Origin of the sequence: Curtobacterium sp. AG1037, assembly GCF_003349855.1 — a bacterium.
GTDB lineage: Bacteria > Actinomycetota > Actinomycetes > Actinomycetales > Microbacteriaceae > Curtobacterium > Curtobacterium citreum.
Genome location: NZ_QQAO01000003.1, coordinates 95154 through 119238 on the forward strand (window position 1 = coordinate 95154; position 24085 = coordinate 119238).

Genomic DNA, 24085 nt, shown 5'->3' on the forward strand with positions numbered 1-24085 from the left:
CTAGAGGGCGGGCACGGACCGGTTCAGTGCTCCCCGAGCGCCCGGTCCACGGCGGCGGTGATCTCGCCCTGGTCGAAGTGGTTGCGGATGACGATGACCTCCGCGTAGGTGTCGCCGATCGCCTCGACGAACTCCGCGCTCGTCAGGATCACGTTCGCGTCCTCGGCGACGTCCCGCACCGAGGCGACGTCGGCCGCCTCGACCGTGGCGGCGAGTCCGAGCGCGTCGAGGGCCTTCTCGGCGTTCACCTTGAGGATGCCGCTCGAGCCGATCCCGGCGCCGCAGATGGTCACGATCTTCACGCGGGTGCTCCCATGATCGCCCGGACCTCGGCCGCGGACGTCGCCGCCGCGATGCGCCCGGTGACGGTCGGGTCGTTGAACAGGTTCGCGATCTCGCCGATCGACTCGAGGTGCGTGCCGACCTCGGCCACCGCGAGCCCGAGCACGACCGAGACGGGGTCGTTGTGCGGGTGGCCGAACGCCACCGGCTCCCGCAGGGTCACGACGGCGAGCCCGTCACGGAGCACTGCCGGCCCCGGCCGGGCGTGCGCGAAGGCGAGTCCGGGCGAGATCACGATGTACGGACCGTGCTCGTCGACCAGGTCGGTCATCGCCTCGGTGTAGGCGTCGGTGGCGGCACCGGAGGCGACGAGGGCGTCGCCGGCGAGCCGGAGCGCCGCGCGCCACGACGACGCGGACGCCCCGAGCACGACGGCGGGGTCCGGCAGCGGCGGCAACGGCATGTCCTAGGCCTCCTGGTGACCGGCCGTGATGGTCGCGATGATCTCCTCGCGGTCCTCCAGCGGCAGGAACGAGCCGAGCGCGGCGTTGATCTGGAACGCGGCGAGGTCGTCGAGGTCGTACCCGAACGTCGCCGCCAGCAGGGCCAGCTCGCGCGTGAGCGTGGTGCCGCTCATCAGGCGGTTGTCGGTGTTCACCGTGACCCGGAAGCCGAGCTGGTACAGCACGTCGAAGGGGTGGTCGGCGAGGTCGTCGCCCCACGCCGCGATCGCGCCGGTCTGCAGGTTCGACGACGGCGAGACCTCGAGCGGGATCTCCCGGTCGCGCACCCACGACGCGACCTCGCCGAGCGCGGCGAGGGTCGAGCCGTCCCCGGCGTCGGAGAGCGTGACGTCCTCGAAGATCCGGACGCCGTGGCCCAGGCGGAGCGCCCGGCCGTCGACGAGCGCCGAGCGGATCGAGGCGAGCCCGTCGGCCTCGCCGGCGTGCACCGTCACGGGGAAGAGCTCGGATGCCAGGTAATCGAACGCGGGACGGTGGTTCGACGCCGGGAACCCGGCCTCGGCCCCCGCGATGTCGAAGCCCACGACGCCGCGGTCGCGGTGCCGCACGGCGAGCTCCGCGATCTCGAGGGACCGGTCGGCGTGCCGCATCGCGGTGACGAGCTGTCCGACGCGGATCGACCCGCCGGCGGCGTCGACCGCCTCGGCGATGCCGGCCTGGACCGCCTCGACGGTCTCGTCGAGCGTCAGGCCGCCGCGCAGGTGCTGCTCCGGGGCCCACCGGACCTCGCCGTAGACCACGCCGTCGGCGACGAGGTCCTCGACGAACTCCTTCGCGACGCGGTGCAGCTGCGGCGCGGTCTGCATGACCGAGGTGGTCACGTCGAAGGTCTTCAGGTACTCGACGAGCGAGCCGGAGTTCGACTGCTCGGCGAACCAGGCCCCGAGCGCCGCGGGGTCGGTGGTCGGGAGCGTGACGCCCGCCGACTCCGCGAGCTCGACGATCGTGGCGGGCCGCAGCCCACCGTCGAGGTGGTCGTGCAGCGAGACCTTGGGCAGGTCGTCGATGACCGCCCCGGCGTCGGGCAGGCGGTAGGTCGGGGCGTCGGCGCTCATGCCCTCAGGCTATCGGTGCGCCCCGACCTTCCGCGCGCTCAACCGGTGATGCGCTCCCGCACGATCGGGCCCCGCTCGGGAGCGGTCTCCCCGATCGACCACGCGCCCTCCAGCGACTCCAGCGCCCGCTCGAACCGCGCCGGCTCGTCGGTGTGCAGCGTCCACAGCGGCTGCCCGGCCGTGACCGCGTCGCCCGGCTTGACGTGCAGCTCGATGCCCGCACCGGCCTGCACGGGGTCCTGCGCCCGGGCACGACCCGCGCCGAGGCGCCACGCGGCGACCCCGAACGGCAGCGCCTGCTGCTCGGTCAGGACCCCGGACGAGGACGCTGTGACGACGTGCTGCTCGCGGGCCACGGGCAGCGTCGCGGACGCTTCGCCGCCCTGGGCCTCGATCATCCGGCGCCAGGTGTCCATCGCCCGGCCGTCGGCCAGCGCGGCCGCCGGGTCGGCGTCCGGCAGGCCGGCGAGCCGCAGCATCTCCGACGCCAGTTCGACCGTCAGCGACACCACGTCGGCCGGGCCACCACCGGCCAGGACCTCGACGGACTCGCGGACCTCGAGCGCGTTGCCGATCGTCAGGCCGAGCGGCACCTCCATGTCGGTCAGGAGCGCCGAGGTCGCGACCCCGGCGTCGTTCCCGAGGTCGACCATCGTCTGCGCGAGCTCCTTCGACGCCTCGTACGTCGGCATGAACGCCCCGGAGCCGAACTTCACGTCGAGCACCAGCGCACCGGTGCCCTCGGCGATCTTCTTCGACATGATGCTCGACGCGATGAGCGGGATGCACTCGACGGTGCCGGTGATGTCCCGCAGCGCGTAGAGCTTCTTGTCCGCCGGGGCGAGCCCGGAACCGGCGGCGCAGATGACCGCGCCGACGTCCGACAGCACCTGCATCATCCGGTCGTTCGAGATCGACGCCTGCCACCCGGGGATCGACTCGAGCTTGTCGAGCGTCCCGCCGGTGTGGCCGAGCCCCCGCCCGGAGAGCTGCGGCACCGCGACGCCGAACGACGCCACGAGCGGTGCGAGCGGCAGCGTGATCTTGTCCCCGACGCCACCGGTGGAGTGCTTGTCGACCGTGGTCTTGCCGAGCGAGCCGAACGACATCCGCTCCCCCGACGCGATCATCGCGAGCGTCAGGTCCTTGATCTCCCGACGCTCCATCCCGTTCAGGAAGATCGCCATCGCGAGCGCCGCCATCTGCGGGTCCTCGACGTACCCGCGCGTGTACGCGTCGACCAGCCAGTCGATCTCGGGCGTGCTGAGGGCGTCGCCCGAACGCTTGGTGCGGATCAGGTCGACGGTGTCGAACGGCTCGACGGCCATGTCAGTGCTCTTCCTGGTAGGTGGCGAGGGTCCGGGGCCCGAAGGCGTCCGGCAGGACCTCGTCGATGGTGCGGATGCCGGAGACGGTCTCGAGGAGCATGCCCTCGGCGGAGTGCTCGAAGAGCAGCTGCCGGCAGCGACCGCACGGCATCAGGGTGGCGCCGTCGCCGTCCACGCACGTGAACGCGACGAGCTTGCCGCCGCCCGTCATGTGCAGCTGCGACACGAGCGAGCACTCGGCGCACAGGGTGACCCCGTACGACGCGTTCTCGACGTTGCAGCCGGACACGACCCGCCCGTCGTCGGTCAGGGCAGCGGCCCCCACCGGGAAGGACGAGTAGGGCGCGTAGGCGCGCCGCATCGCGGCCGTGGCCGCGTCGCGGAGCACGCTCCAGTCGACCGCTCGGCCCGCGTCGTTCCCGGGGTCGGCGGCACCGGCCGGGAGGATCGGGGCGGCGTCCGCCCCGTCGGTCGCGGCGACCGCCTGGTCACCCGCAGCGTTCGTGTCGGTCATGACCCGTGCCTCCCGTCCGTCAGCTCTTGATGTACGGCTTGCCGGCGGCCGCCGGCCCGCGCGACTGTCCGACCAGGCCGGCGACCGCGAAGATCGTGACCACGTAGGGCAGCATGAGCAGGAACTCGCTCGGGACCGGCGAACCGACCGCCGCGAGCGTGTTCTGCAGGTTCGAGGCGAAGCCGAACAGCAGCGCCGCGAACGTCGCACGGATCGGGTCCCAACGACCGAAGATGACCGCCGCGAGCGCGATGTAGCCCGCGCCGGCCGTCATGTCCTTCGTGAAGCCGCCCGCGGCGTCGAGCGTGAAGTACGCACCGCCGAGACCGGCGACGGCGCCCGCGATCGAGACGTTCCAGAAGCGCGTCCTGGCGACGTTGATGCCGACCGTGTCGGCTGCCTGCGGGTGCTCGCCGACCGCACGGAGGCGCAGGCCCCAGCGGGTCTTGAACAGGCCGAAGGTGACGACCGCGACGGCGACGTACGCCAGGTAGACCACGACGGTCTGCTCGAAGAAGATCGGGCCGATGATCGGGATCTGGTGGAGGAGCGGGATCTCGATCTTGGGGAAGCGGATGCCGACGTTCAGCGTGCCCTGGTTCGGCGACAGGACCTGCGAGTACAGGAAGCCGGTCAGACCCGAGATGAACGCGTTGATGACGACACCGACGATGACCTGGTCGACGAGGTACTTGATGCTGAACGCCGCGAGGACGAAGGACACCAGGACACCGGCGACGAGCGCGCCGACCAGACCGACCCACGCCGAGCCGGTGAGCGAGGCGATCATCGCCGAGGTGAACGCGCCGGCGAGGAACTGGCCCTCGATGGCGATGTTCACGACGCCGACGCGCTCCGAGATGACCCCGCCGAGGGCACCGAACACCAGCGGGACGCTGAGGCTCAGGGCGCCGACGAGCATGCCCGGGATGGTGATCGAGTCACCGGCGACGGCCCAGCTGAGGAAGCCGACGACGAAGACCAGCGCGAAGAGCGCGGTCACCCAGAGCGGCACCCGGCGGGCACCGCGCGTCTCGACGACCGCGTACACGGTGGCGAGGGCGAGCAGGACGATGGCGACCACGCCGGTGGCGGCGGCCGGCAGCGGGACGTTCGGCAGCGCGAAGAAGTCGCCGGCCGAGGCCAGGCGGAACGTCGCGGTGCCGGGGCGTCGGGCGAAACCGAACAGGACGAGGGCGAGGAGCGTGAAGACGCCGAACGCGACCGGGGTCTTCCAGCTGCGCGTCGTCTCGACGGGACGGTCGGCGGGCAGGGCCGGGACCGCGGTGGGGGTCATGGTGCTCATGCGGCGACCGCCTTCTTGCTGTTCTTGCGGACACGGCGGCGGGCTCCCGGTTGCGGGATCCGGAAGATCGCGCGGACGAGCGGCGGCGCGGCGATGAAGAGGACGATGAGCGCCTGGATCACGCCGACGATGTCGATCGGGATGCCGTTCGCGGCCTGCATGGCGTAGCCGCCGTTCTTCAGGACACCGAACAGGATCGCCGCCCAGAACACGCCCCACGGCTTCGAGCGGCCGAGGAGTGCGACCGTGATCGCGTCGAAGCCGATGCCGGCGTCGATCCCGGACGTGAAGCCCGAGGTCACCGCACCCTGCACCTGGTACGCGCCGGCGATGCCGACGAGCGCGCCGGAGATCACGAGCACCCAGATCGTCAGCGCGGGGACGCTCATGCCGGCCACACGGGCCGCGCGGGGGTTCTCGCCGATGGTGCGGAATCGGAAGCCGAGCGACGACTTGTTCACGAGCCACCACACGACGACGACCGCGATGATCGCCACGACGAACCCGAGGTTGATCCCGTACCGCGGACCGAAGAGCGCCGGGAAGACCGCGCTGTCCTTCGTCGCGGGCGAGATCGGGTTCGCGCTCCCCGGGGCCTGCAGGAGACCCGGGGTGCGGAGCAGGAAGCTGACCAGGTAGAGCGCGACGTAGTTGAGCATGATCGTGACGACCACCTCGTTCGCACCCGTCCGGGCCTTGAGCACGCCGACGATGCCGCCCCAGACCGCACCGCCGACGATGCCGGCGAGGACGGTGAGCGGGATGTGCAGCGCGGCGGGGCCGTCGAACGAGAAGCCGACCCAGCCGGCCGCCGCGGCGCCCATCAGGATCTGCCCCTGGCCGCCGATGTTGAACAGGCCGGCGCGGAACGACAGCGCGATGCCGAGACCGGCGGCGATCAGCGGCACGGCGTAGTCGACCGAGCGCGTGATCGGCACGATGGCCTGGGCGAAGGACGGTGCACCGAAGTTGATCACCGAGCCCTGGAAGAGCGACGCGTAGGCGCCGCCGACCGAGGTGCCGATCGCCTGCAGGGTGTCAGTCGGACGGGCGAAGAAGTACCCGGCGGCGGTGCGGACGTTCTCGTCGGTGACCGCGATCAGGATGCCGCAGGCCACCAGGGCGAGGACGACGGCCAGGACCGTCACGAGCACGGAGCCGTTCACGATCTGCTGCGCCGCGGCCCGCCACCGGTCGCCGCCCGCGCGCCGCTCGGAGTCGGCGGCGGAGTCGGTCATCAGGTGCGGGGTGGCCTCGGTGTCCTGCAGACGGTCGTCGGTGGGCGCGGGGGCCGGGGTTGCCGGTCGCGTCGTGTCGTCCGACGCGGGGGCCGGGGTCGCCGGTCGCGTCGTGTCGTCCGGCGTGGGGGTGCTCACGCTGCCAGCTCCGTTCCTTCTGCTGTGGTTGCTGCGAGTTCGGCGGCCATCATGCGACCTGTTCCGTTCCTTCGGGGAGTTCCCCGGCCATCATGAGGCCGAGGACGTCGCGCGGGGTGTCCGCGGGGACGATGCCGACGATGCCGCCGCGGTACATGACCGCGATCCGGTCGGCGAGCGCCACGACCTCGTCGAGCTCCGTGGAGACGACGATGACCGGGACGCCGGTGTCGCGTGTGGCGACGATGCGCTTGTGGACGAACTCGATGGACCCGACGTCGATGCCGCGCGTGGGCTGCGCGGCGACGAAGAGCCGGAGCTCGCGGCTGAGCTCGCGGGCGAGGACGATCTTCTGCTGGTTGCCGCCGGACAGCCGGCCGGCCGCCGTCGTGCGGGACGGCGTGCGGATGTCGAACTCGGCGATCTTCTCGTCCGCGAACGCGTCGCGCTCGGCGGAGCGGATCGTGCCGGCGCGGACGAACTCGTCGTGGTCGGCGCGGTCGAGCATCAGGTTCTCCGCGATGGTGAACTCGCCGACCAGGCCGTCCTCCTTGCGGTCCTCGGGCACGAAGCCGACACCCGCGTCGAGCACCTGCTTGACGGTGCGCCCGGTGAGCTCCTTGCCGTCGAGGGTGACCCGACCGGCGCGCACGGGCTCGAGGCCGATGATCGCCTCGGTGAGCTCGGTCTGCCCGTTGCCCTGGACGCCCGCGATCGCGAGCACCTCGCCGCGGCGGACCGTGAACGAGACGTCGTCGACGAGGACCACGCCCGAGGGGTCGGTGACCGTCAGGTGCTCGACGACGAGCGCGTCGTCCCCGCCGGTCGCCGGTGCCTTGTCGACCACGAGCGACACGGCACGGCCGACCATCAGGGCGGCCAGCTCGTTGTTCGTCGCCGTCGGCGAGGCCTCTCCCACGACGGCGCCAAGGCGGATGACCGTGATGCGGTCGGCGACCTCGCGGACCTCGCGCAGCTTGTGGGTGATGAAGACGATCGCCGTGCCGGCCTCGCGGAGCTGGCGCATGATGCCCATCAGCTCGTCGGTCTCCTGCGGCGTGAGGACGGCCGTCGGCTCGTCGAACACCAGGACCTTCGCGTCGCGGGACAGCGCCTTGATGATCTCGACACGCTGCTGCACGCCGACGGGCAGGTCCTCGACCCGGGCGTCGGGGTCGACGTCGAAGCCGAAGCGGTCGCTGATCTCCCGCACGCGGGCGCGGGCCCCGGCGAGGTCGAGTCGGCCGCCGAAGGAGGTCTGCTCCTGGCCGAGCATGACGTTCTCGGCGACGGTGAAGACCGGCACGAGCATGAAGTGCTGGTGCACCATGCCGATGCCGGCGCGCATCGCGTCGCCGGGTCCGTCGAAGTCCTGGACGACGTCGTCCAGGAGGATCTCGCCCTCGTCGGCCTGGTACAGGCCGTAGAGGACGTTCATGAGCGTGGACTTGCCCGCGCCGTTCTCGCCGAGGAGGCAGTGGACCTCACCCGGCTCGACGGTGAGCGAGATGTGGTCGTTGGCGACGAGTGGTCCGAACCGCTTCGTGATGCCACGGAGTTCGAGCTTCATGTTCCGGGGTCTGTTCCTGTCGGTGGTGCTGTGGACACGTCGATGCGGGCGGAGGACTCGTCCCCCGCCCGCATCGGTCGTGCTACTTGACGGTCGCCTTGGTCTCGACCGTGATCGAGCCGTCGATGATGCCCGACTTGATCTTGTCCAGCTCGCCCTGCAGGCCGGAGTCGACCTTCGACGAGTAGTCGTGGAACGGCGCGATGCCGACACCGTCGTTCTTCAGGGTGCCGACGTACGGGGTGTTCGAGTACTTGCCGTCCGCGGCCTGCTCGACGACGTCCTTGACGGCCGGGCGCATGCCCTTCTCGACGGACGTGAACGCGATGTCCTTGTAGCGCGGGTCGGCCTCGTACAGGTCGCTGTCCGCACCGATCAGGACCGAACCGTTGTTCGCGTCCTTGATCGCCTCGGCAGCCGACTGGTAGATCGGGCCACCGACGGGCAGGATCACGTCGGCGTTCTGGTCGAGGAGCGTCTGCGCCACGGCCTTCGCCTGCGTGCCGGCGTCGAAGCCACCGGTGAAGGAGCCCTTCTGGCTGTCGACGTCCCAGCCGACGACCTTGACGTCCTTCTTCTTCTGCTCGTTGTAGTACTTCACGCCGTCCGCGAAGCCGTCCATGAAGATGGTGACGGTCGGGATCTGCATGCCGCCGAAGGTGCCGACGACGCCGGACTTCGAGTACGACGCGGCCGCGTAGCCGGCGAGGAACGCCGCCTGCGAGGTGTCGAACGTGATCGGCTTGACGTTCTTGGCGTCGATCGAGTTGTCGTCGATGATCGCGAAGTCGGTGTCGGGGTTCGCCGCGGCCTGCTTCTTCGTGGCGTCGGCGAGGTTGAAGCCGACCGTGACGATGAGGTTGCAGTTCTGGCCGACGAGCTGCTGGATGTTCGAGTCGTAGACCGTGGCGTCCTTCGACTCGGCCGACTTGTACGTCGCACCGAGGTCGGCCGCGGCGTCCTTCATGCCCTCGAAGCCGAGCTGGTTGAACGACTTGTCGTCGAAGCCACCGGCGTCGGAGACCATGCAGGGGCGGAAGTCGCTCTTCTTCGACGTCGCGGTTTCGGACGGGGCGGCCGAGCAGCCGGCGAGGACTGCCACGGTGCCGGCGAGGGCGAGGCCGCTGAGCAGGACCTGGCGGGTACGAGATGTCACGGGTTGGTTCCTCCGGGGGGGCGGTGCCCGGACCACGTGCGTTCCGGGCGATCGTGGCGACAGTACACGACCGTCGGGCCGGTACAGAACGCCCCTGAGGGACCGCTGGGATCAGTTACGGGATCGCGACCCCGTGGAAACAGGCCCGTAACCGGAGGCCACGCCGTCGACCCCACTTCGGGGGTCGCGGCGAGATTTCGTGGTGGAGCGCTACAGCCGACGCTGAGGATCGGGGGCCGTGCACGGAATCGTCATCCGCGGAGCGATCACTCGTCGGACAGCTGCTCCATGATCCGGTCGGCGTCGCCCGGGAAGCACCGTGAGAGGGCCTGAACTGTGTAGTTCCCAGAGTACGCGTACACGCTGATGCCGGCGATGTCGTCGCCGCCGCTCCCGAACACCGCGGGGCCGTCCTCCGAGTCGCGGACGACGACCTCCATCCCCTGAGCCCGCCAGTGGTCCGCCATCCGGGCCCCGTCGGCCGTCGGGTCCCCCGCGAGCTCGCTGCCCGTCAGGTACCGCCAGCGCGCGCCCTGCTCGCCGTCGGGCAACACACAGTCCTCGGCGTAGTCGGGGCCAGTCCGGGGCTTCCACACCCCACCGAGACGGGCTGTGGCGTCGTCCACCGCCTCGATCATGTGCTGCTTGGCGCTGTCGGCGTCCACGGTGGGCTCCGTTCGTCGTGTCGTGCTCGTGTCCGGCGCTCCGAAGGCGCACCCAGCGAGCAGACCGCTGAGCGTCGTCAGTAGGAGAGCACTCGCGATGCTGTGCCGCACGCAAGATGTGCTGATCGTGATCATCGGTCCCCGAGCATGGATTGGAAAGGCCCGAACAGCGCCTGATCCCGGTCGGTGGGAGGCTTCGGGACGAAGGGTGTCGCCGCTCCTTCGTGGCCTGTCGTGACTCGCCCGACGTTGTAGAGCGACTCGGTCTGCGCGTCCAGGTACCCGGAATGGTCACCGGTGAGCGGATCGTGGTTGAGCACTGGGCGTTGCTCTTCGACGGTTGCTGGATTCGTGTCCGTACCGAAAGTGGTGGCACCGAACACGCGTGTCGCCGGGTCGACGTGGTGGCCGGGAGCCATCCGCCCTAGGCCGGCGAGCTGATCACCGTGACCGGCCTCATCGAACACGACGTTCCGCGCTTGACCGACGTAGACGTGTTCTGCGTGCAACTTGCCGGCCGAGTCGACGTCGTTCGGTAGGCCAGCGGATCCCAGAGCAACGAAGCGGTCGACGTGCGCGCCGGTGGCCGACAGCGCGACGGCTGCAGTCGTGGTGCCGTACGAGTGCGCGACGACGTTCGTCGTCGGCATGTCGTCACCGCGGATCGCGCCCAGTCCGTCGATCGAAGCAGCGAGCTTCCGGCCGCCGACTTCCGCCTTCTGCATACCCAACACGGTCGTCACATCCGGTGTCTCGTAACCGATCCAGGCGATGACCGCTTGGCTGGGCTCGTCGACATCTCTTCCCTGTTCGTCGTAGATGTTCTGAGCAGCCCGCGCCCAGGAGCTCATGTCAGCGGTAGTGGTGTCCATCCCAGGCACCGCCCACGTGACGGAATTCGCGCTGTCGAGGTCACCTATCGACACGGCGGCGAGTGGAGGATGGTCCTCGGACAACGAGATGAGGTATCGCTGACCGTGGGCAGCCTGGTCAGGGACCTTCATCGCTGCGTTGATGTTCCGCAGTGCCTTCCGGTCCGCGTACAGCGCGTTGAGTTCCCGGGCGAGGGCGCTCGCTCCGCCCCCCGCCGATGCGACGGCGCCCTCGAGCTGCGCGATCTCGAGTTCCACGTCGCCCAGCCGCTGGTTGAGCACGAGGACGTTCGCTGTGCTCCGCGCCCAGTACGCGACCCCCTCGAGGTTCCCCAACCGGGCGAGCACCTCCGTCGGGAGCGCGTCGAGGACACCGGCGTCGGCCTTGGTCAACCCGAGGGCCCTCCACCCATCCGCGACCTGCGTCGGCGTCAGGCCCTCTGCGAAGAGCCCTCGCAACGCCGGAGCGGCCCGCCCGACGGCTGCGATGTCGAGTGCTGCATCTGAGAGGGACCCGTTCCCACCGGCCTGCTCGAACGCCTCGGCGACCTTGCCGATCCACGATCGGTCCTCATCGTTCTCCCGGACATAACGTTCGAAACCGTCGGGCATGCTCTTCCGGTCGAAGTGCACCCAGCCGCACGACGCCGTGAACGCCGACCAGGCGGTCCGCACGCGGTCAGCCTCGGCCGATGCGGTCGTGTCGAGGGCAGACACGGTCGACGCGAACCCCTGCAGTGCGCTCGGGTCCGCCGAGGACCTGCTCTGGCTCGCACCGTCGCCGTACCGCGCTCGCTCGCGACCGCGGAACTCGGCATCGACGATCGGAGGTCGGAGGGCCTCGCTCGACGGCTCACGGTCGACGAAGGCGTCCCACAGGTCAGTAGCGGTCCCGGCGAACGGGCCGGCGATCGCGCCGACCGTCTGCCGTCGCTCTGCCTCGCGAGCCTTCCACGCATCATGGGCGACCCGACGCGCCCGTTCTCGCTCCGCGGCGGCGACGGCACGATCGACATCCGTCGCCAGGTCGTCGAGCACCCCCGTCAGACGGCCCCGGTCCTCGGCCTCGATGACCACTGCATCGCGGAAGCGGCGCGCGTACGAACCTTCGAAGTCCGCGAGGGCGTCCTCGGCGGCCTGCCGACGGCTCCCGGCCTGACCGCGGAGTGTGTCAGCCGCCGACCGCGCGACCCGCGCCATCGCCTCGGCGCTCCCCGCGTCGAACTCGATGTCCCCCATGCACGATCCCCCGTCGTCGATGCTCATCCCCCAGCACCTGGAACATTACCGCACGGCCTCAGAGCACGTCGCCCCGGCCGCTGATCTTCAGCGCGTCGACGACGCCCTTGACCCGCTGCGCGTTCGCGCTCGTCGTGACGAGCAGCGCGTCCGGAGTGTCCACGACCACGATGTCCTCGACGCCGATCAGCGATATGAGCCGCTGGCTGTGCGAGACAACGATGCCGCTCGAGGAGTCCGCGAGGATGCGCGCGCCGTCGCCGAGCACCGCGAGGTTGTTCGCCCGACCACCGGACTGCAGCTTCGCGAGCGACGCGAAGTCGCCGACGTCGTCCCAGTCGAAGTCCCCGGGCACGACCGCCATCCGGCCGGCTGCCGCCGCGGGCTCGGCGACCGTGTAGTCGATCGCGATCTTCTCGAGCCCGGGCCAGATCGCGTCGACGACCGCACCGCGCGACGAGGTGTCCCAGGCGGCGGCGAGCTCCTCGATCCCGGCGAGCAGCTCGGGCTTGGTCCGACCGATCTCGGCGAGCAGGACGTCGGCGCGGGCGATGAACATGCCCGCGTTCCAGAGGTAGGTGCCCTGCTCGACGTACGAGCGGGCGGTGTCGAGGTCGGGCTTCTCGACGAACGACCGGACCGCGTGCACGGTCGGCGCACCCTCGATGCCGATCGGCTCGCCGTGCGCGTGGATGTAGCCGAACCCGATGGCGGGCTCGGTCGGGGTGATGCCGATCGTGGTCACGTACCCGGCTCGCGCCGAAGCGACCGCCTCGCGCACCGACCGACGGAAGCCGCGGGCGTCGCCGATGACGTGGTCGGCTGCGAAGGACCCGACGACGACGTCCGGTTCGCGGCGGTGCAGGATCGCCGCGGCGAGACCGATCGCCGCGGTGCTGTCCTTCGGCTCGCTCTCGAGCACGACGTTGTGGTCCGCGACGCCGGGCAGCTGCGCCTCGACCGCCGCCCGGTGCGCACGGCCGGTGACGACCATGATCCGCTGGTCACCGGCCAGCGGCGCGAGGCGGTCCCAGGTCTGCCGCAGCAGCGAGGTGCCGGAGCCGGTCAGGTCGTGCAGGAACTTCGGCGCGTCGGCGCGCGACAGCGGCCACAGCCGGGAGCCGATGCCGCCGGCCGGGATGATCGCGTAGAAGTCCTCGAGTGCGTCTGCCACGCGCTCACCGTACCGGTCCCGCCGGACGCGACCTGGACGCCGCCCGCACGGTGCCCGGAAGCACCAGCGAGCGCTGCGCGCCGGACCGGGCCCCGATCCTCCCGTCCGGGTGTTCACCACCTGCCTGCCGGGCGTTCACGCGGACCGCACCACCCGGTCACGCCGCTCCCGGAGCATGGACCGCACCATGAGCGCACGCAGCGTGGAGCGCGGCACGTCCCAACGGACCGTGGCCGTCGTGACCGAGAGCTTCCTGCCCACCCTCAACGGCGTCACCACCAGCGTCCTGGCGGTCCTCGACCACCTGGAGCGCCGTGGGCACCGCGCGGTCGTGATCGCCCCGGACACCCCCGGACTCGCGCAGTTCCGCTCGAAGACGCAGGTGGAGCGCTACCGCTCCTTCGACGTCCACCGCGTCCCGGCGGTGGCGTACCGCCAGTTCCCCGTCGCCCTCCCCCACCCGGTGCTCGACACGATCCTCGCCGCCTCCGGCGCCGACGTGCTCCACGCCGCCAGTCCGTTCCTGCTGGGTGGACGCGCCATCACGGCGGCCGGGAGGCTCGGCATCCCCTCCGTCGCCGTGTTCCAGACCGACGTGGCCGGGTTCGCACGCCGCAACGGCCTGACCGCGACCGTCCCGTTGGTGCGCAGGATCCTCGGACGCATCCACGCCGGCGCGTCGCTGACGCTCGCGCCGTCGAGCGCGACCGCCGCGATGCTCGCCGAGGACGGCGTCCCGCGGGTGACGCGGTGGGGCCGGGGCGTCGACACGACGCTCTTCCACCCGGACCGTCGGCACAGCGCGTCGGTGCGTGCGGCACGTCGGCGGATCGCACCGGACGGCGAGACGATCGTCGGCTACGTCGGGCGGCTCGCGCCCGAGAAGGAGGTCGAGCGACTCGCCGAGCTCGGCGGCCTCCCCGGGATCCGGGTCGTCGTCGCCGGGGGCGGCCCGTCCCGCGCGTACCTGGAGCGTCGGCTCCGGCACCTCGACGTCACGTTCACCGGTCCGCTGCGGGGCGACGCGCTGGCCGACGCGTACGCGATGCTCGACGTCTTCGTGCACACGGGTCCCGCGGAGACCTTCGGCCAGACCCTGCAGGAGGCGCACGCGACCGGGCTGCCCGTGGTGGCACCGGCCGCCGGCGGTCCGCTCGACCTCGTCGCGCCGGGCCTCGACGGCGAGCTGTACGACCCGGACGTCCCGCAGGCACTGCGCCGGGCGGTGCTCGGGCTCGTCGGCGACCCGGACGCCGCGGCGCGGATGGGCTCGGCCGGGCGGCTCCGCGTCGAGGGCACCACGTGGGAGGCCATCGGCGACCAGCTCCTCGCGCACCACGACACGGCGCGGACGATCGGCGCGCCGCCTGCCCTGACGCGCACCGCGCGGGCCGGTCGGGACGAGAAGGTCAGCGCGGGCGCATAGGATGGGTCGTGTTCCACACGAACACGAACGGCAAGGGCTCGCCGATCGGCGAGCCCGTCCTATGGGAGGACTTGCTCATGGCCGAGCAGACCGCAGGCGGGACGACGGTGGTCGAACCGCGCGTGACGATCGATGCGCCGCGCGCGTCCCGGAAGCTCGAGGGGACGCTGTACCGCGGGTCCACGGGGATGTGGTCGTGGGTGCTGCACCGGATCACCGGCGTCGCGATCTACTTCTTCCTGCTGGTGCACATCCTCGACACGGCCCTCGTGCGGCTCTCGCCCGAGGCCTACAACGCCGTCATCGGGACCTACAAGACGCCGATCATGAACCTCGGTGAGATCGCTCTCGTGATGGCGATCGTCTTCCACGCCCTGAACGGCCTGCGCATCATCCTGGTGGACTTCTGGTCGAAGGGCCCGAAGTACCAGCGCGCCATGTTCTGGATCGTGCTCGTCGTGTGGGCAGTCCTCATCGCGGGCTTCCTCCCGCGCCAGCTCATGAACCTCGTCGCGGACTTCCAGTAGGCGAAGGGACGGGAGACGACCATGACCACACAGACCGTCGAGCCGCCTCGCTCGGCCAGCGCCGCACGCCGCACCACCAACTGGGAGAAGTGGGGGTGGATCTACATGCGCGCCTCGGGCGTCCTGCTCGTCGTGCTCATCTTCGGCCACCTCTTCGTCAACATGGTCGCGGGTGAAGGCGTCAAGCAGATCGACTTCGCCTTCGTCGCCGGCAAGTGGGCCAACCCGTTCTGGCAGGTGTGGGACTCGCTCATGCTGGTCCTCGCCCTGGTGCACGGCTCCAACGGCATGCGCACGATCATCAACGACTACGTCGCGAAGCCCGGGATCCGGAAGACCCTGCTGCTCGCCGTGCTCATCGCCTGCGTCGCACTCGTCGTGCTCGGGCTGCTCGTCTGCTGGACGTTCGATCCGTGCCCCGCCGGCGCCGCCGCTGCGGACCTGCCGTCGTTCTGCCCGGCGCGCTGACGATCCCCGACGACCGCTCCTCCTCCGAACGAAAGACCCCTGTGCCTGCGAACACCCCGACCGAGACCACGGTCCACCACCACCAGCACGACATCGTCATCATCGGCGCGGGCGGCGCCGGGATGCGCGCCGCGATCGAGGCCGGTCCGAAGGCCAAGACCGCCGTCATCTCGAAGCTCTACCCGACGCGCTCCCACACGGGCGCGGCGCAGGGCGGCATGGCCGCCGCACTCGCGAACGTCGAAGAGGACTCGTGGGAATGGCACACCTTCGACACGATCAAGGGCGGCGACTACCTGGTCGACCAGGACGCCGCCGAGATCCTGGCGAAGGAGGCCATCGACGCGGTCATCGACCTCGAGAACATGGGCCTGCCCTTCAACCGCACCCCGGAGGGCAAGATCGACCAGCGTCGCTTCGGCGGCCACACCCGCGACCACGGCAAGGCCCCGGTCCGCCGGGCCTGCTACGCCGCGGACCGCACGGGCCACATGATCCTGCAGACGCTGTTCCAGAACTGCGTGAAGCTCGGCGTCGAGTTCCACAACGAGTTCTACGCGCTCGACCTCGTCATGGTGGACGTCACGGGCGACGACGGCGTCACGCGCAAGCAGCCGGCGGGCGTCGTCGCGTACGAGCTCGCCACGGGTGACCTGCACGTCTTCCACGCCAAGGCCGTGATCTTCGCGACCGGTGGCTTCGGCAAGATGTTCAAGACCACCTCGAACGCCCACACCCTGACCGGCGACGGCGTCGGCATCGTCTGGCGCACCGGCCTGCCGCTCGAGGACATGGAGTTCTTCCAGTTCCACCCGACCGGCCTCGCCGGCCTCGGCATCCTGCTCACCGAGGGCGCCCGCGGCGAGGGGGCGATCCTCCGCAACGCCTCCGGCGAACGCTTCATGGAGCGCTACGCCCCGACGATCAAGGACCTCGCTCCCCGCGACATCGTCGCCCGGTGCATGGTGCAGGAGGTCGCCGAGGGCCGCGGTGCCGGCCCGAACAAGGACTACGTCCTGCTCGACTGCACGCACCTCGGTGCCGAGGTCCTCGAGACGAAGCTGCCGGACATCACCGAGTTCGCGCGCACCTACCTCGGGGTCGACCCGGTCGTCGAGCCGGTGCCGGTCATGCCGACCGCGCACTACGCGATGGGCGGCATCCCGACGAACGTCAAGGCCGAGGTCCTGTACGACAACACAACCGTCGTCCCCGGTCTGTACGCCGCCGGCGAGTGCGCGTGCGTGTCCGTGCACGGCTCGAACCGCCTCGGCACGAACTCGCTGCTCGACATCAACGTGTTCGGCAAGCGCTCCGGCAACAACGCGGCCGAGTACGTCCAGACCGCGGAGTTCCTCCCCCTGCCGGAGGACCCGGCCGCCGGGATCCGCGACATGCTCGCGCAGCTGCGCTCCTCGACCGGCACCGAACGCATCGCCGTGCTGCGCAAGGAGCTGCAGGACGAGATGGACAAGAACGCGCAGGTGTTCCGCACCGACGAGTCGCTCGGCAAGATGACCGAGACCATCCACGAGCTGCGCGACCGGTTCCGCAACGTCGCCGTGCAGGACAAGGGCAAGCGGTTCAACACCGACCTGCTCGAGGCGGTCGAGCTCGGCTTCCTGCTCGACCTGGCCGAGGTCGTCGTCTACTCCGCGCGCAACCGCAAGGAGAGCCGCGGCGGACACATGCGCGACGACTACCCGAAGCGCGACGACGAGAACTACATGCAGCACACCATGGCGTACCTGACGGGCGACCCGCACTCGTCACTCGCCGACGACCACATCACGCTCGACTGGAAGCCCGTCGTGGTGACGCGCTACGAGCCGATGGAGAGGAAGTACTGATGACCGACACCCTGGTCTCCGACGCCCCCCGCACCGACACCGTGCAGGACGCCCCTCCCGGATCGTTCCCCGTGACGGTGATCGTCCGGCGCTTCGACCCCGAGGTCGACGATGAGCCGCGCTGGCAGGACTTCGACGTCATGATGCTGCCGACCGACCGCATCCTCGACGCCCTGCACAAGATCAAGTGGGAGCAGGACGGGTCGCTGACGTTCCGCCGTTCCTGCGCGCACGGCGTGTGCGGGTCCGACGCGATGCGGATCAACGGGCGCAACCGTCTGGCGTGCAAGACGCTCATCAAGGACCTCGACGTGTCGAAGCCGATCTACGTCGAGGCGATCAAGGGCCTGCCGCTCGAGAAGGACCTCGTCGTCGACATGGAGCCCTTCTTCCGGTCCTTCCGCGAGGTCCAGCCGTTCCTGCAGGCGTCGAGCAAGCCGGAGAAGGGCAAGGAGCGCGTGCAGTCCGTCGCGGACCGCGCCCGCTTCGACGACACCACGAAGTGCATCCTCTGCGCCGCGTGCACGTCGTCCTGCCCCGTGTTCTGGACCGACGGCCAGTACTTCGGTCCTGCGGCCATCGTGAACGCTCACCGCTTCATCTTCGACTCCCGCGACGACGCCGCGAACGTGCGGCTCGACATCCTCAACGACAAGGAGGGCGTCTGGCGCTGCCGCACCACCTTCAACTGCTCCGAGGCCTGCCCGCGCGGGATCCAGGTGACGAAGGCCATCTCCGAGGTCAAGCAGGCGATCATGCGCGGCGGCGCGTGACGCCGGTGTGCACCGAGCGCCCAGCGGGATCTCGGCGAACGGCATGTCGGCGCCCGGTAGGCTCGCGGCCATGACGTTCGCGGAGACCCGCCCCATCCTCGACCAGCTCGGCTACACCGTCCGGTACGTGCAGCTCCCCGGGGAGCAACTGCACGAGCCGCCGGTGGAGGGCGCGCTCCGCATCGTGCCGGCAGAGCAGCCGGACGACTTCGCGCTCGAGGTCGTCGACTACGGCACTGCGCGTCGGCTCGCGACCGCCCGTGGCGAGGCCGATGCGGTCGAGATGCTGCGGCGTTTCCTGAACCGCGCGTTCCCGGCGTCACGGGACATCCCCCGCCACGAGCTCGACGGGCTCCGCGACCGTGCCGCCTCGACGTACCCGCAGCTCGCGCAGCAGGTCGCCCAGGCCGGCGACCAGGGCCTGCGCATCCAGATCCCCGCTGGCGTGCCCGTCGACCGCGTCGGCGGTCCGGACGGCTACCTGCTGCACCCGCTCGACACCCCGCTCCCCCAGCGCTCCCTGCCGCCGCACGTCGCGGCAGCACCCGAGGTGCACCGGTACGTCGTCGACCGGCCGTTCCTGGTCGAGGTCTCGTTCGTGCAGCCCTGGTTCGACCAGCCCGGCGGTGCGCTGCGCTTCCGGACCGCGGACCCGTCGGTCACGATCCGCGACCTCGTCGTCGACGGCTCGCTCGTCCGACTCCGCGTGGTCTGACCGGCGGCGCCCGGCTCGAGCACGACGAAGCGGCCCACCCCGTGAGGGATGGGCCGCTTCGTCGTGCTGCGGGTCTCGGCGCGGGTGTCGGCTCAGTACCCGCCGGTGGTGCCCTGCATGTTCGCCGCTGCGGAGAACACGACGATCATCGACACGATGCTGAGCACGATCGAGAGGGCGCTGATGATCACGCCCGCCAGGGCCAGACCACGGCCGCGCTCACCGGTGCGCTTGAGCTGCACGAGCGCGATGATGCTCACGACGAGTCCGGCGATGTTCACGACGAAGGCCAGGACGAACCCGACGATCGCGAGGACGCTGAAGCGGTCGGACGCCGGCGCTGCGGGCTTGTACGGCTGGGCGGTGGTCATGGGGTCCCCTCGGGAAGTGTGCTGCAGGACCAGACCGGGCGGCTGGTCGGCACCAATGTACCGGCGGAGGGGCGTCCCGTCCGCGGCGCGACGTCAGGCCGTCGGCTGGCCGTCCGGGCGGTCGTACTGCGCGCCCGCGGGGTTCGACTCGAGCGCACCGAACACGATCGCCGCGATGCCGGTCACGAGCGAGATGAGCCAGAAGGGTCCGGCGAGGTTCGCGTCGTGCACCCGGCGCCACCCGAGCGCGAAGGTCGGCACGATGGTCGCCGCCCACCACACGAAGTACAGGACGAGGAACAGGATGCCGACGACCGGGATCGAGCCGTTCGAGGTGGACTGCCCGTACTCGTCGACCGTCGTGGACGACGCGGCCCAGGCGATCATCCCGGCGATGTACCCGCCGAACAGGATCGTCGTGACGATCGCGTTCGCGAGGAACCAGTACCAGAACTCGCCGCGGCTGGCGCGACCGTCGAACCGCGCGTACTTCTTCCAGAACCGGGTGAAGGCGTCGAGGAACCCGATGCCGTACCAGGGTGCCCAGAGGGGCGGGGCGCCGCTCGCGTCCCGCGGGATCGGGCCGGCGGGGACGTACTGCGGGTAGGGCTGGCCCGGCTGGGGCTGCTGGCCGTACGGCTGCTGCGGCTGTCCGTACTGGGGCTGCTGACCGTACGGCAGCTGCGGCTGCCCGTACTGCTGCGGCTGCCCGTACTGCTGCGGCTGCCCGGACGGCTGCTGGTCGCCGGGCTGGTCCGGCTTCCCCCACTGCGGGGTCTGGTCGTTCGTCATCGTCCTGCCTCCGGTCGGTCGTGTCGGGCTCCCTCGGGGTTCGACGGCAGGAGACCGAAGACGATCCCCACGATCCCGACGAACACCGCGATCAGGTACAGCGCACCGGGCAGGTTCGCGTCGTGCAGACGCCGCCATCCGAGGGCGAGGGTCGGCACGATGGTCGCGAGCCACCACAGCGCGGGCAGGGCCAGGAGGAGCCAGAACACCGGCCCCGGCGGGGTCGTGGCCTGGTAGACCTGGCCGCCGCCGAGGTCGTAGGTCCGGTACTCGACCGTCGCCACACGGTAGGCGATCGCGACCGTCACCAGGATGAAGGACAGCCCGGCGACCACCAGGTACGCCCACCAGAACTCGCTGCGACTCGCACGACCGCTGAAGGTCGCGTACTTGCGGAAGAAGCGTCCGACCGCCTGCCCGAACGACGCGCCGTACCGGGGCGCCCACATGGGCGGCTCACCCGCTGGGCCGCCGGACGCCGGCTCGGTCGCGGTACGGTACGGCGCTCCTGGTTGATGCTGTGTCACGGTGTCCCCCTCGTGGTCGGTGCTGCGTTCCCCACGATCCAACCAGAACGACCGGCCCACATGTCACACCTGATCGGGTCGGTCGAACCGCTGCCCCTGGGGATCGGTCCCGATCAGTCCGACGATCAGCGCGAAGAGCACGCCGATCGGCGGGATGATGAAGAAGAGGGCGAAGTACCCGGACAGGTTCACGTCGTGCAGGCGCCGCATGGTCAGCGCGACGAAGCCGATCGCGCACGCCAGCGACCAGAGCGTCGTGATGCCGTCGTCCGCGTTCGAGACGAAGGGCAGCCCGTCGAGCAGGCCGCCGAGGATGCCTGCCACCACCGATCCGATCGCGTACCAGAGCGCCCAGAACCAGAACTCGCTGCGGCTCGCGCGGCCGTCGAACCGGACGTACTTCTTCCAGAAGCGGGTGAACGCCTCGTGGAACGGGATGCCGTACCACGGCGCCCACAGCGGCGGGACCTGCCCCCGACCGGGCGCGGGCGGCCGCTGGCCGTACTGCGCCTGGCCGTACTGCGGCTGGCCGTACTGCTGCTGCGTGTACGGGGGCTGCTCCCCGTACGGGGGCTGCTGCCCGTACGGGGGCTGCTGCCCGTACGCGGGCTGCTGCGTGTACGGGGGCTGCTGGCCGTACTGCGGCTGCTGCTGACCGTAGGGGTCCTGGTTGCTCATGGGGTCCTCCCGGATCGCGGTGCCCTCCGAGTCTGGCAGCCCACCGGACCGCCCCACGTCCCCCTGCAGGCGGATCCGCGCCGACCGACCGGTGTCAGGGCACCAGCGCCAGCTTGCCGCCGGGGTGCTGCGACTCGAGCACCTGGGCGGCCTCCCGCGCGTCGGCGAGCGGGAACGTCCGCGCCACGGGCACGACCAACCGACCCTCCGCTGCCAGGTCGACGAGCCGCTGCCGCACGGAGTCCCGGAACGCCTTGCTCTCGGGCTGCGCGCCACCGACGGCCTGGATGCCGTCCGCCTCCGCGCGGCTGAAGGCGGCGATCGTGACGATCCGGCTCCGGTCCGCGACCACCGCGAGCGAGACGTCCACGGCCTCGTCGCTCCCGACGCAGTCCAGTGCCACGTCGACACCGGACGGTGCGAGGGAACGGATGCGTGCCTCCAGACCGTCGCCGTACGCGACCCACTCGCCACCGAAGCGGCGGACGGTGTCGGCGTTGCGCTCGGAGGCCGTGCCGATGACCCGTGCCCCGAGCAGCCGCAGCTGCTGGAGCAGGCTCACGCCGACGGCACCGGACGCGCCGTGGACGACCACGGTGTCCGACCCTTCGGCGCGCGTGACGCGGAGCATGTCGGCAGCGGTCGTGCCGGCGAGGAGCAGGTTCGCCGCCTCGGGGAACCCGAGGGACGCGGGCTTGGCGAAGACGTCGGCGGCGGGCACGGTGATCCGCTCCGCCCAGCCGCCGGAGACGCGGAAGGCCAGGACCGCGTCGCCGACGGCTCCGCCACCCGAGGCGATCGTGGTGTCCGGGCCGAGGGCGCTGATGGTCCCGGCGACCTCGTACCCGATCGGGATCGGCAGGTCGGACGGGTCGCCCTGCCGGGTGTGCTTCGTGTCGGCGGGGTTCATGCCGGCGGCGCGGACGTCGATCGTGACCTCGCCCGGGCCGGGGGCACGGACGTCGGTGTCGGCGTACTCGAGGACCTCGCTGCCGCCGAACCGCGGGGCGACCCAGTGCTTCGTCATGGCGCCGACGCTACGCCGGGACACCCGGACGCCACCGAGACACCGCCGGGTCGCCGAGACGGAGCCGGATCCGGCGGCGTCGCGCGGGCGAAGGGGCGTCTCGGGGAGAGCGCAGCGGCTCGTCCCGGGTGACGGGCCGGCTCCCGGACGGACGGGAGGCGCGGTGCCAGCCGGCACCGCGCCTCCCGTCCGTCCTGGGGTCGCGTCTCAGGCGCGCGCTGCGCGCACCCGCTCCGTGAACGCGGCGTGCAGCGGGTGCTGCGCGTCGAGCCCGGTGATCTCGGTCGCGACGTCCGCGTCCGCGCGGTCGGACCGGAGCAGCTCCTGCAGCTCGACGCTCTGCTCGTCGTCCGCGACGTCGAAGCGCAGGGCCGCACCCATCGCGTCGAGCAGCGCGGTCGGCTCGGTGCCGTCCTCGGCCAGGGCGGCCGCCGGCGAGACGAAGCGCTCGTCGCGGGACAGCTTGCGGAGCGGCTGCCGGCCGACCCGGGTGACCGTGTCCGGCAGGTGCGGGTTCTCGAAGCGGCCGATGATCGCCTCGACGTAGGAGCGGTGCACCTCGGGGTCGAGCTCGTGGCGGCGCACGAGCAGGTCGCTCGTCTCGGCGAGGACCGACTCGAGCTCGGAGCGCACGGCGGGGATCGCGATCGCGTCGGAGATCTTGTCCGCCCCGGCGAGGAAGCCGTGGTACGCGACGGTGGCGTGCCCGGTGTTGACCGTGAAGAGCTTCCGCTCGATCGACGCCGCGAGTCCGTCGACGTAGTGCGCGCCCGGGATCTCGGGCTCGGAGCCGCCGAACGGGGTGCGGTCGATGGCCCACTCGTAGTAGGTCTCCACCGTGACGTCGAGGCCGGCGCCCTCGGGCTGGGCCGGGACGATGCGGTCGACGGCGGTGTTCGCGAAGACGGCCTTGGCGAGGGCGGCGTCGCGCTCGTCGGTCGGCAGTGCCTCGACGATGGAGTCGCGGAGCCGGTCGGTGGCGTTGATCGCGTTCTCGCACGCCATCACGGCCAGGGGCGCCGCGTCGGCGTCGCGCCGCCGGAGTGCCGCGGCGATCACGGGGGCGATGAACTTCAGGACCGTCGGGCCCACGGCGCAGGTGACCACGTCGGCCGCGGCGACCTCGGCTATGACGCCGGCCTCGTCCTGGGCGCTGTTGACGGCCCGGAACCCGGTGACCTCGTGGTCCTGGGCGCCCTGGCCGACCTCGTGCACGGTGTAGGAGTCCGCCGCGGCGAGGGCGTCGATCAGCGGGGCGGCGACGTCGGCGAACACGACCTCGTAGCCGGCCTCGTGGAGCAGCAGCCCGACGAAGCCACGACCGATGTTGCCGGCGCCGAAGTGGACCGCGGTGCGCGTGCCGGAGGTCACTCGTTGACCTCGCCGAGGATCGACAGGATCGCCGCGGTGTCCGGGGCGTCGGTGAGCTTCTGGACCTCGTCCTCGTCCGAGAACACGATCGCGATCTTGGACAGGATGTCGAGGTGCTCGTTGTTCACGCCCGCGATGCCGACCACGAAGCGCACGGGGTTGCCGTCCCAGTCGATCGGGGTGGCGTAACGGATGAACGACAGCGCGGACGACTTGATCGCGTCCTTCGCGTCGTTGGTGCCGTGCGGGATCGCGAGGAAGTTGCCCATGTACGTCGAGACGCTCTTCTCACGTTCGAGCATCGCCGGGTAGTAGTCCGCCGTGACCGCGCCTGCAGCCTCGAGGATCTCGGCGGCCTCCTTCATCGCCTCCGACTTGGTCGGAGCGGTGTCCTCCGTGTGGATGCGGATCTGGCTCTCCTGCAGGACGGGCATGGGGTTCTCCTTGCTGTTCGAGGACGTGGTGGAGGGGGCGGGCCTCGGCCCACCCCCTCCGATAC

Annotated in this window: 25 protein-coding genes; 6 read left to right on the top strand and 19 right to left on the bottom strand. The window is 70.9% G+C overall.

Features of this window, described 5'->3' with window-relative positions:
* Positions 1 to 23: 23 nt before the first annotated feature.
* The 12 genes from DEU32_RS05115 to DEU32_RS05170 all read right to left on the bottom strand — a co-directional run bounded on the left by DEU32_RS05115 (position 24) and on the right by DEU32_RS05170 (position 13061).
* Complete coding sequence (locus DEU32_RS05115; protein ID WP_058742375.1) at positions 24 to 302, bottom strand: PTS sugar transporter subunit IIB; 279 nt, start codon at positions 300 to 302, stop codon at positions 24 to 26.
* Positions 299 to 745: a PTS sugar transporter subunit IIA gene (locus DEU32_RS05120; protein ID WP_058742376.1), complete on the bottom strand. Its 447-nt coding sequence runs from the start codon at positions 743 to 745 to the stop codon at positions 299 to 301. Before DEU32_RS05120 ends, DEU32_RS05115 begins: the two co-directional genes overlap by 4 nt.
* Positions 746 to 748: 3 nt before the next feature.
* On the bottom strand, positions 749 to 1861 hold the full coding sequence (locus tag DEU32_RS05125) for an adenosine deaminase (protein ID WP_114849628.1): 1113 nt from the start codon (positions 1859 to 1861) through the stop codon (positions 749 to 751).
* 38 nt (positions 1862 to 1899) lie between these two features.
* The gene (locus DEU32_RS05130) at positions 1900 to 3189 is read right to left on the bottom strand and encodes a thymidine phosphorylase (RefSeq protein ID WP_114849629.1); all 1290 of its coding nucleotides are present in this window, start codon (positions 3187 to 3189) and stop codon (positions 1900 to 1902) included.
* Between the two features lies 1 nt (position 3190).
* Complete coding sequence (locus DEU32_RS05135) at positions 3191 to 3703, bottom strand: cytidine deaminase (protein ID WP_114849630.1); 513 nt, start codon at positions 3701 to 3703, stop codon at positions 3191 to 3193.
* A gap of 19 nt (positions 3704 to 3722) precedes the next feature.
* Entirely contained in the window at positions 3723 to 5009 is a 1287-nt protein-coding gene (locus DEU32_RS05140; RefSeq protein WP_114849631.1) for an ABC transporter permease, read from the bottom strand.
* On the bottom strand, positions 5006 to 6385 hold the full coding sequence (locus DEU32_RS05145) for an ABC transporter permease (RefSeq protein WP_208738912.1): 1380 nt from the start codon (positions 6383 to 6385) through the stop codon (positions 5006 to 5008). The genes DEU32_RS05140 and DEU32_RS05145 overlap by 4 nt, the downstream gene beginning before the upstream one ends.
* A gap of 49 nt (positions 6386 to 6434) precedes the next feature.
* On the bottom strand, positions 6435 to 7955 hold the full coding sequence (locus DEU32_RS05150) for an ABC transporter ATP-binding protein (protein WP_114849632.1): 1521 nt from the start codon (positions 7953 to 7955) through the stop codon (positions 6435 to 6437).
* An 82-nt stretch (positions 7956 to 8037) separates the two neighbouring features.
* The gene (locus DEU32_RS05155) at positions 8038 to 9111 is read right to left on the bottom strand and encodes a BMP family protein (protein WP_058742724.1); all 1074 of its coding nucleotides are present in this window, start codon (positions 9109 to 9111) and stop codon (positions 8038 to 8040) included.
* 266 nt (positions 9112 to 9377) lie between these two features.
* Positions 9378 to 9776: a hypothetical protein gene (locus DEU32_RS05160; protein WP_167510099.1), complete on the bottom strand. Its 399-nt coding sequence runs from the start codon at positions 9774 to 9776 to the stop codon at positions 9378 to 9380.
* A gap of 131 nt (positions 9777 to 9907) precedes the next feature.
* Positions 9908 to 11914, bottom strand: a complete 2007-nt coding sequence (locus DEU32_RS05165) for an alpha/beta hydrolase (protein ID WP_114849634.1) — start codon at positions 11912 to 11914, stop codon at positions 9908 to 9910.
* 31 nt (positions 11915 to 11945) lie between these two features.
* A complete protein-coding gene (locus DEU32_RS05170) occupies positions 11946 to 13061 on the bottom strand; it encodes a mannose-1-phosphate guanylyltransferase (RefSeq protein WP_114849635.1) in 1116 nt (371 codons plus the stop codon).
* Positions 13062 to 13248: 187 nt separating this feature from the next.
* Here DEU32_RS05170 and DEU32_RS05175 point away from each other — a divergent pair, with 187 nt between their 5' ends.
* The 6 genes from DEU32_RS05175 (at position 13249) to DEU32_RS05200 (ending at position 18820) form a co-directional block, all read left to right on the top strand.
* A complete protein-coding gene (locus DEU32_RS05175) occupies positions 13249 to 14487 on the top strand; it encodes a glycosyltransferase family 1 protein (protein WP_241490218.1) in 1239 nt (412 codons plus the stop codon).
* A gap of 77 nt (positions 14488 to 14564) precedes the next feature.
* Complete coding sequence (gene sdhC / locus DEU32_RS05180) at positions 14565 to 15014, top strand: succinate dehydrogenase, cytochrome b556 subunit (RefSeq protein WP_114849864.1); 450 nt, start codon at positions 14565 to 14567, stop codon at positions 15012 to 15014.
* Between the two features lie 21 nt (positions 15015 to 15035).
* Positions 15036 to 15482, top strand: coding sequence for a succinate dehydrogenase, hydrophobic membrane anchor protein (gene sdhD, locus DEU32_RS05185; protein ID WP_058742732.1), 447 nt, complete (start codon positions 15036 to 15038; stop codon positions 15480 to 15482).
* A gap of 41 nt (positions 15483 to 15523) precedes the next feature.
* Entirely contained in the window at positions 15524 to 17332 is a 1809-nt protein-coding gene (gene sdhA / locus DEU32_RS05190; protein WP_058742733.1) for a succinate dehydrogenase flavoprotein subunit, read from the top strand.
* Positions 17332 to 18105 (top strand): succinate dehydrogenase iron-sulfur subunit, encoded by a 774-nt coding sequence (locus DEU32_RS05195; protein ID WP_114849637.1) that lies wholly within the window; start codon positions 17332 to 17334, stop codon positions 18103 to 18105. The genes sdhA and DEU32_RS05195 overlap by 1 nt, the downstream gene beginning before the upstream one ends.
* A gap of 70 nt (positions 18106 to 18175) precedes the next feature.
* Positions 18176 to 18820, top strand: a complete 645-nt coding sequence (locus DEU32_RS05200) for a TNT domain-containing protein (protein ID WP_181819199.1) — start codon at positions 18176 to 18178, stop codon at positions 18818 to 18820.
* 92 nt (positions 18821 to 18912) lie between these two features.
* Here the strand turns inward: DEU32_RS05200 and DEU32_RS05205 are convergent, their stop codons facing one another.
* The 7 genes from DEU32_RS05205 to DEU32_RS05235 form a co-directional block, all read right to left on the bottom strand.
* On the bottom strand, positions 18913 to 19191 hold the full coding sequence (locus tag DEU32_RS05205; protein ID WP_058742736.1) for a DUF4190 domain-containing protein: 279 nt from the start codon (positions 19189 to 19191) through the stop codon (positions 18913 to 18915).
* 93 nt (positions 19192 to 19284) lie between these two features.
* On the bottom strand, positions 19285 to 19983 hold the full coding sequence (locus tag DEU32_RS05210; protein ID WP_114849639.1) for a DUF805 domain-containing protein: 699 nt from the start codon (positions 19981 to 19983) through the stop codon (positions 19285 to 19287).
* Positions 19980 to 20432 (bottom strand): DUF805 domain-containing protein, encoded by a 453-nt coding sequence (locus DEU32_RS05215; protein ID WP_114849640.1) that lies wholly within the window; start codon positions 20430 to 20432, stop codon positions 19980 to 19982. Before DEU32_RS05215 ends, DEU32_RS05210 begins: the two co-directional genes overlap by 4 nt.
* Positions 20433 to 20573: 141 nt before the next feature.
* Positions 20574 to 21188 carry a DUF805 domain-containing protein gene (locus tag DEU32_RS05220; protein WP_114849641.1) on the bottom strand — a complete coding sequence of 205 codons (615 nt, stop codon included), beginning with the start codon at positions 21186 to 21188 and terminating at the stop codon, positions 20574 to 20576.
* 94 nt (positions 21189 to 21282) lie between these two features.
* Positions 21283 to 22215, bottom strand: coding sequence for an NADP-dependent oxidoreductase (locus DEU32_RS05225; RefSeq protein WP_114849642.1), 933 nt, complete (start codon positions 22213 to 22215; stop codon positions 21283 to 21285).
* 207 nt (positions 22216 to 22422) lie between these two features.
* Positions 22423 to 23586, bottom strand: a complete 1164-nt coding sequence (locus DEU32_RS05230) for a mannitol-1-phosphate 5-dehydrogenase (RefSeq protein ID WP_114849643.1) — start codon at positions 23584 to 23586, stop codon at positions 22423 to 22425.
* Positions 23583 to 24020: a PTS sugar transporter subunit IIA gene (locus DEU32_RS05235; RefSeq protein WP_022907882.1), complete on the bottom strand. Its 438-nt coding sequence runs from the start codon at positions 24018 to 24020 to the stop codon at positions 23583 to 23585. The genes DEU32_RS05230 and DEU32_RS05235 overlap by 4 nt, the downstream gene beginning before the upstream one ends.
* Positions 24021 to 24085: the final 65 nt, after the last annotated feature.

What these genes read in the sequence shown, in the direction of transcription:
- sdhD (WP_058742732.1), top strand. Translation starts at nt 15,036, where the DNA reads ATGACCACACAGACCGTCGAGCCGCCTCGCTCGGCCAGCGCCGCACGC.
- DEU32_RS05120 (WP_058742376.1), bottom strand. Translation starts at nt 745, where the DNA reads ATGCCGTTGCCGCCGCTGCCGGACCCCGCCGTCGTGCTCGGGGCGTCC.
- DEU32_RS05130 (WP_114849629.1), bottom strand. Translation starts at nt 3,189, where the DNA reads ATGGCCGTCGAGCCGTTCGACACCGTCGACCTGATCCGCACCAAGCGT.
- DEU32_RS05195 (WP_114849637.1), top strand. Translation starts at nt 17,332, where the DNA reads ATGACCGACACCCTGGTCTCCGACGCCCCCCGCACCGACACCGTGCAG.
- DEU32_RS05235 (WP_022907882.1), bottom strand. Translation starts at nt 24,020, where the DNA reads ATGCCCGTCCTGCAGGAGAGCCAGATCCGCATCCACACGGAGGACACC.
- DEU32_RS05215 (WP_114849640.1), bottom strand. Translation starts at nt 20,432, where the DNA reads ATGTGGGCGCCCCGGTACGGCGCGTCGTTCGGGCAGGCGGTCGGACGC.
- DEU32_RS05220 (WP_114849641.1), bottom strand. Translation starts at nt 21,188, where the DNA reads ATGAGCAACCAGGACCCCTACGGTCAGCAGCAGCCGCAGTACGGCCAG.
- DEU32_RS05140 (WP_114849631.1), bottom strand. Translation starts at nt 5,009, where the DNA reads ATGAGCACCATGACCCCCACCGCGGTCCCGGCCCTGCCCGCCGACCGT.
- DEU32_RS05150 (WP_114849632.1), bottom strand. Translation starts at nt 7,955, where the DNA reads ATGAAGCTCGAACTCCGTGGCATCACGAAGCGGTTCGGACCACTCGTC.
- DEU32_RS05210 (WP_114849639.1), bottom strand. Translation starts at nt 19,983, where the DNA reads ATGACGAACGACCAGACCCCGCAGTGGGGGAAGCCGGACCAGCCCGGC.
- sdhC (WP_114849864.1), top strand. Translation starts at nt 14,565, where the DNA reads ATGGCCGAGCAGACCGCAGGCGGGACGACGGTGGTCGAACCGCGCGTG.
- DEU32_RS05200 (WP_181819199.1), top strand. Translation starts at nt 18,176, where the DNA reads ATGACGTTCGCGGAGACCCGCCCCATCCTCGACCAGCTCGGCTACACC.
- DEU32_RS05125 (WP_114849628.1), bottom strand. Translation starts at nt 1,861, where the DNA reads ATGAGCGCCGACGCCCCGACCTACCGCCTGCCCGACGCCGGGGCGGTC.
- DEU32_RS05205 (WP_058742736.1), bottom strand. Translation starts at nt 19,191, where the DNA reads ATGACCACCGCCCAGCCGTACAAGCCCGCAGCGCCGGCGTCCGACCGC.
- DEU32_RS05135 (WP_114849630.1), bottom strand. Translation starts at nt 3,703, where the DNA reads ATGACCGACACGAACGCTGCGGGTGACCAGGCGGTCGCCGCGACCGAC.
- DEU32_RS05165 (WP_114849634.1), bottom strand. Translation starts at nt 11,914, where the DNA reads ATGAGCATCGACGACGGGGGATCGTGCATGGGGGACATCGAGTTCGAC.
- DEU32_RS05225 (WP_114849642.1), bottom strand. Translation starts at nt 22,215, where the DNA reads ATGACGAAGCACTGGGTCGCCCCGCGGTTCGGCGGCAGCGAGGTCCTC.
- DEU32_RS05175 (WP_241490218.1), top strand. Translation starts at nt 13,249, where the DNA reads ATGAGCGCACGCAGCGTGGAGCGCGGCACGTCCCAACGGACCGTGGCC.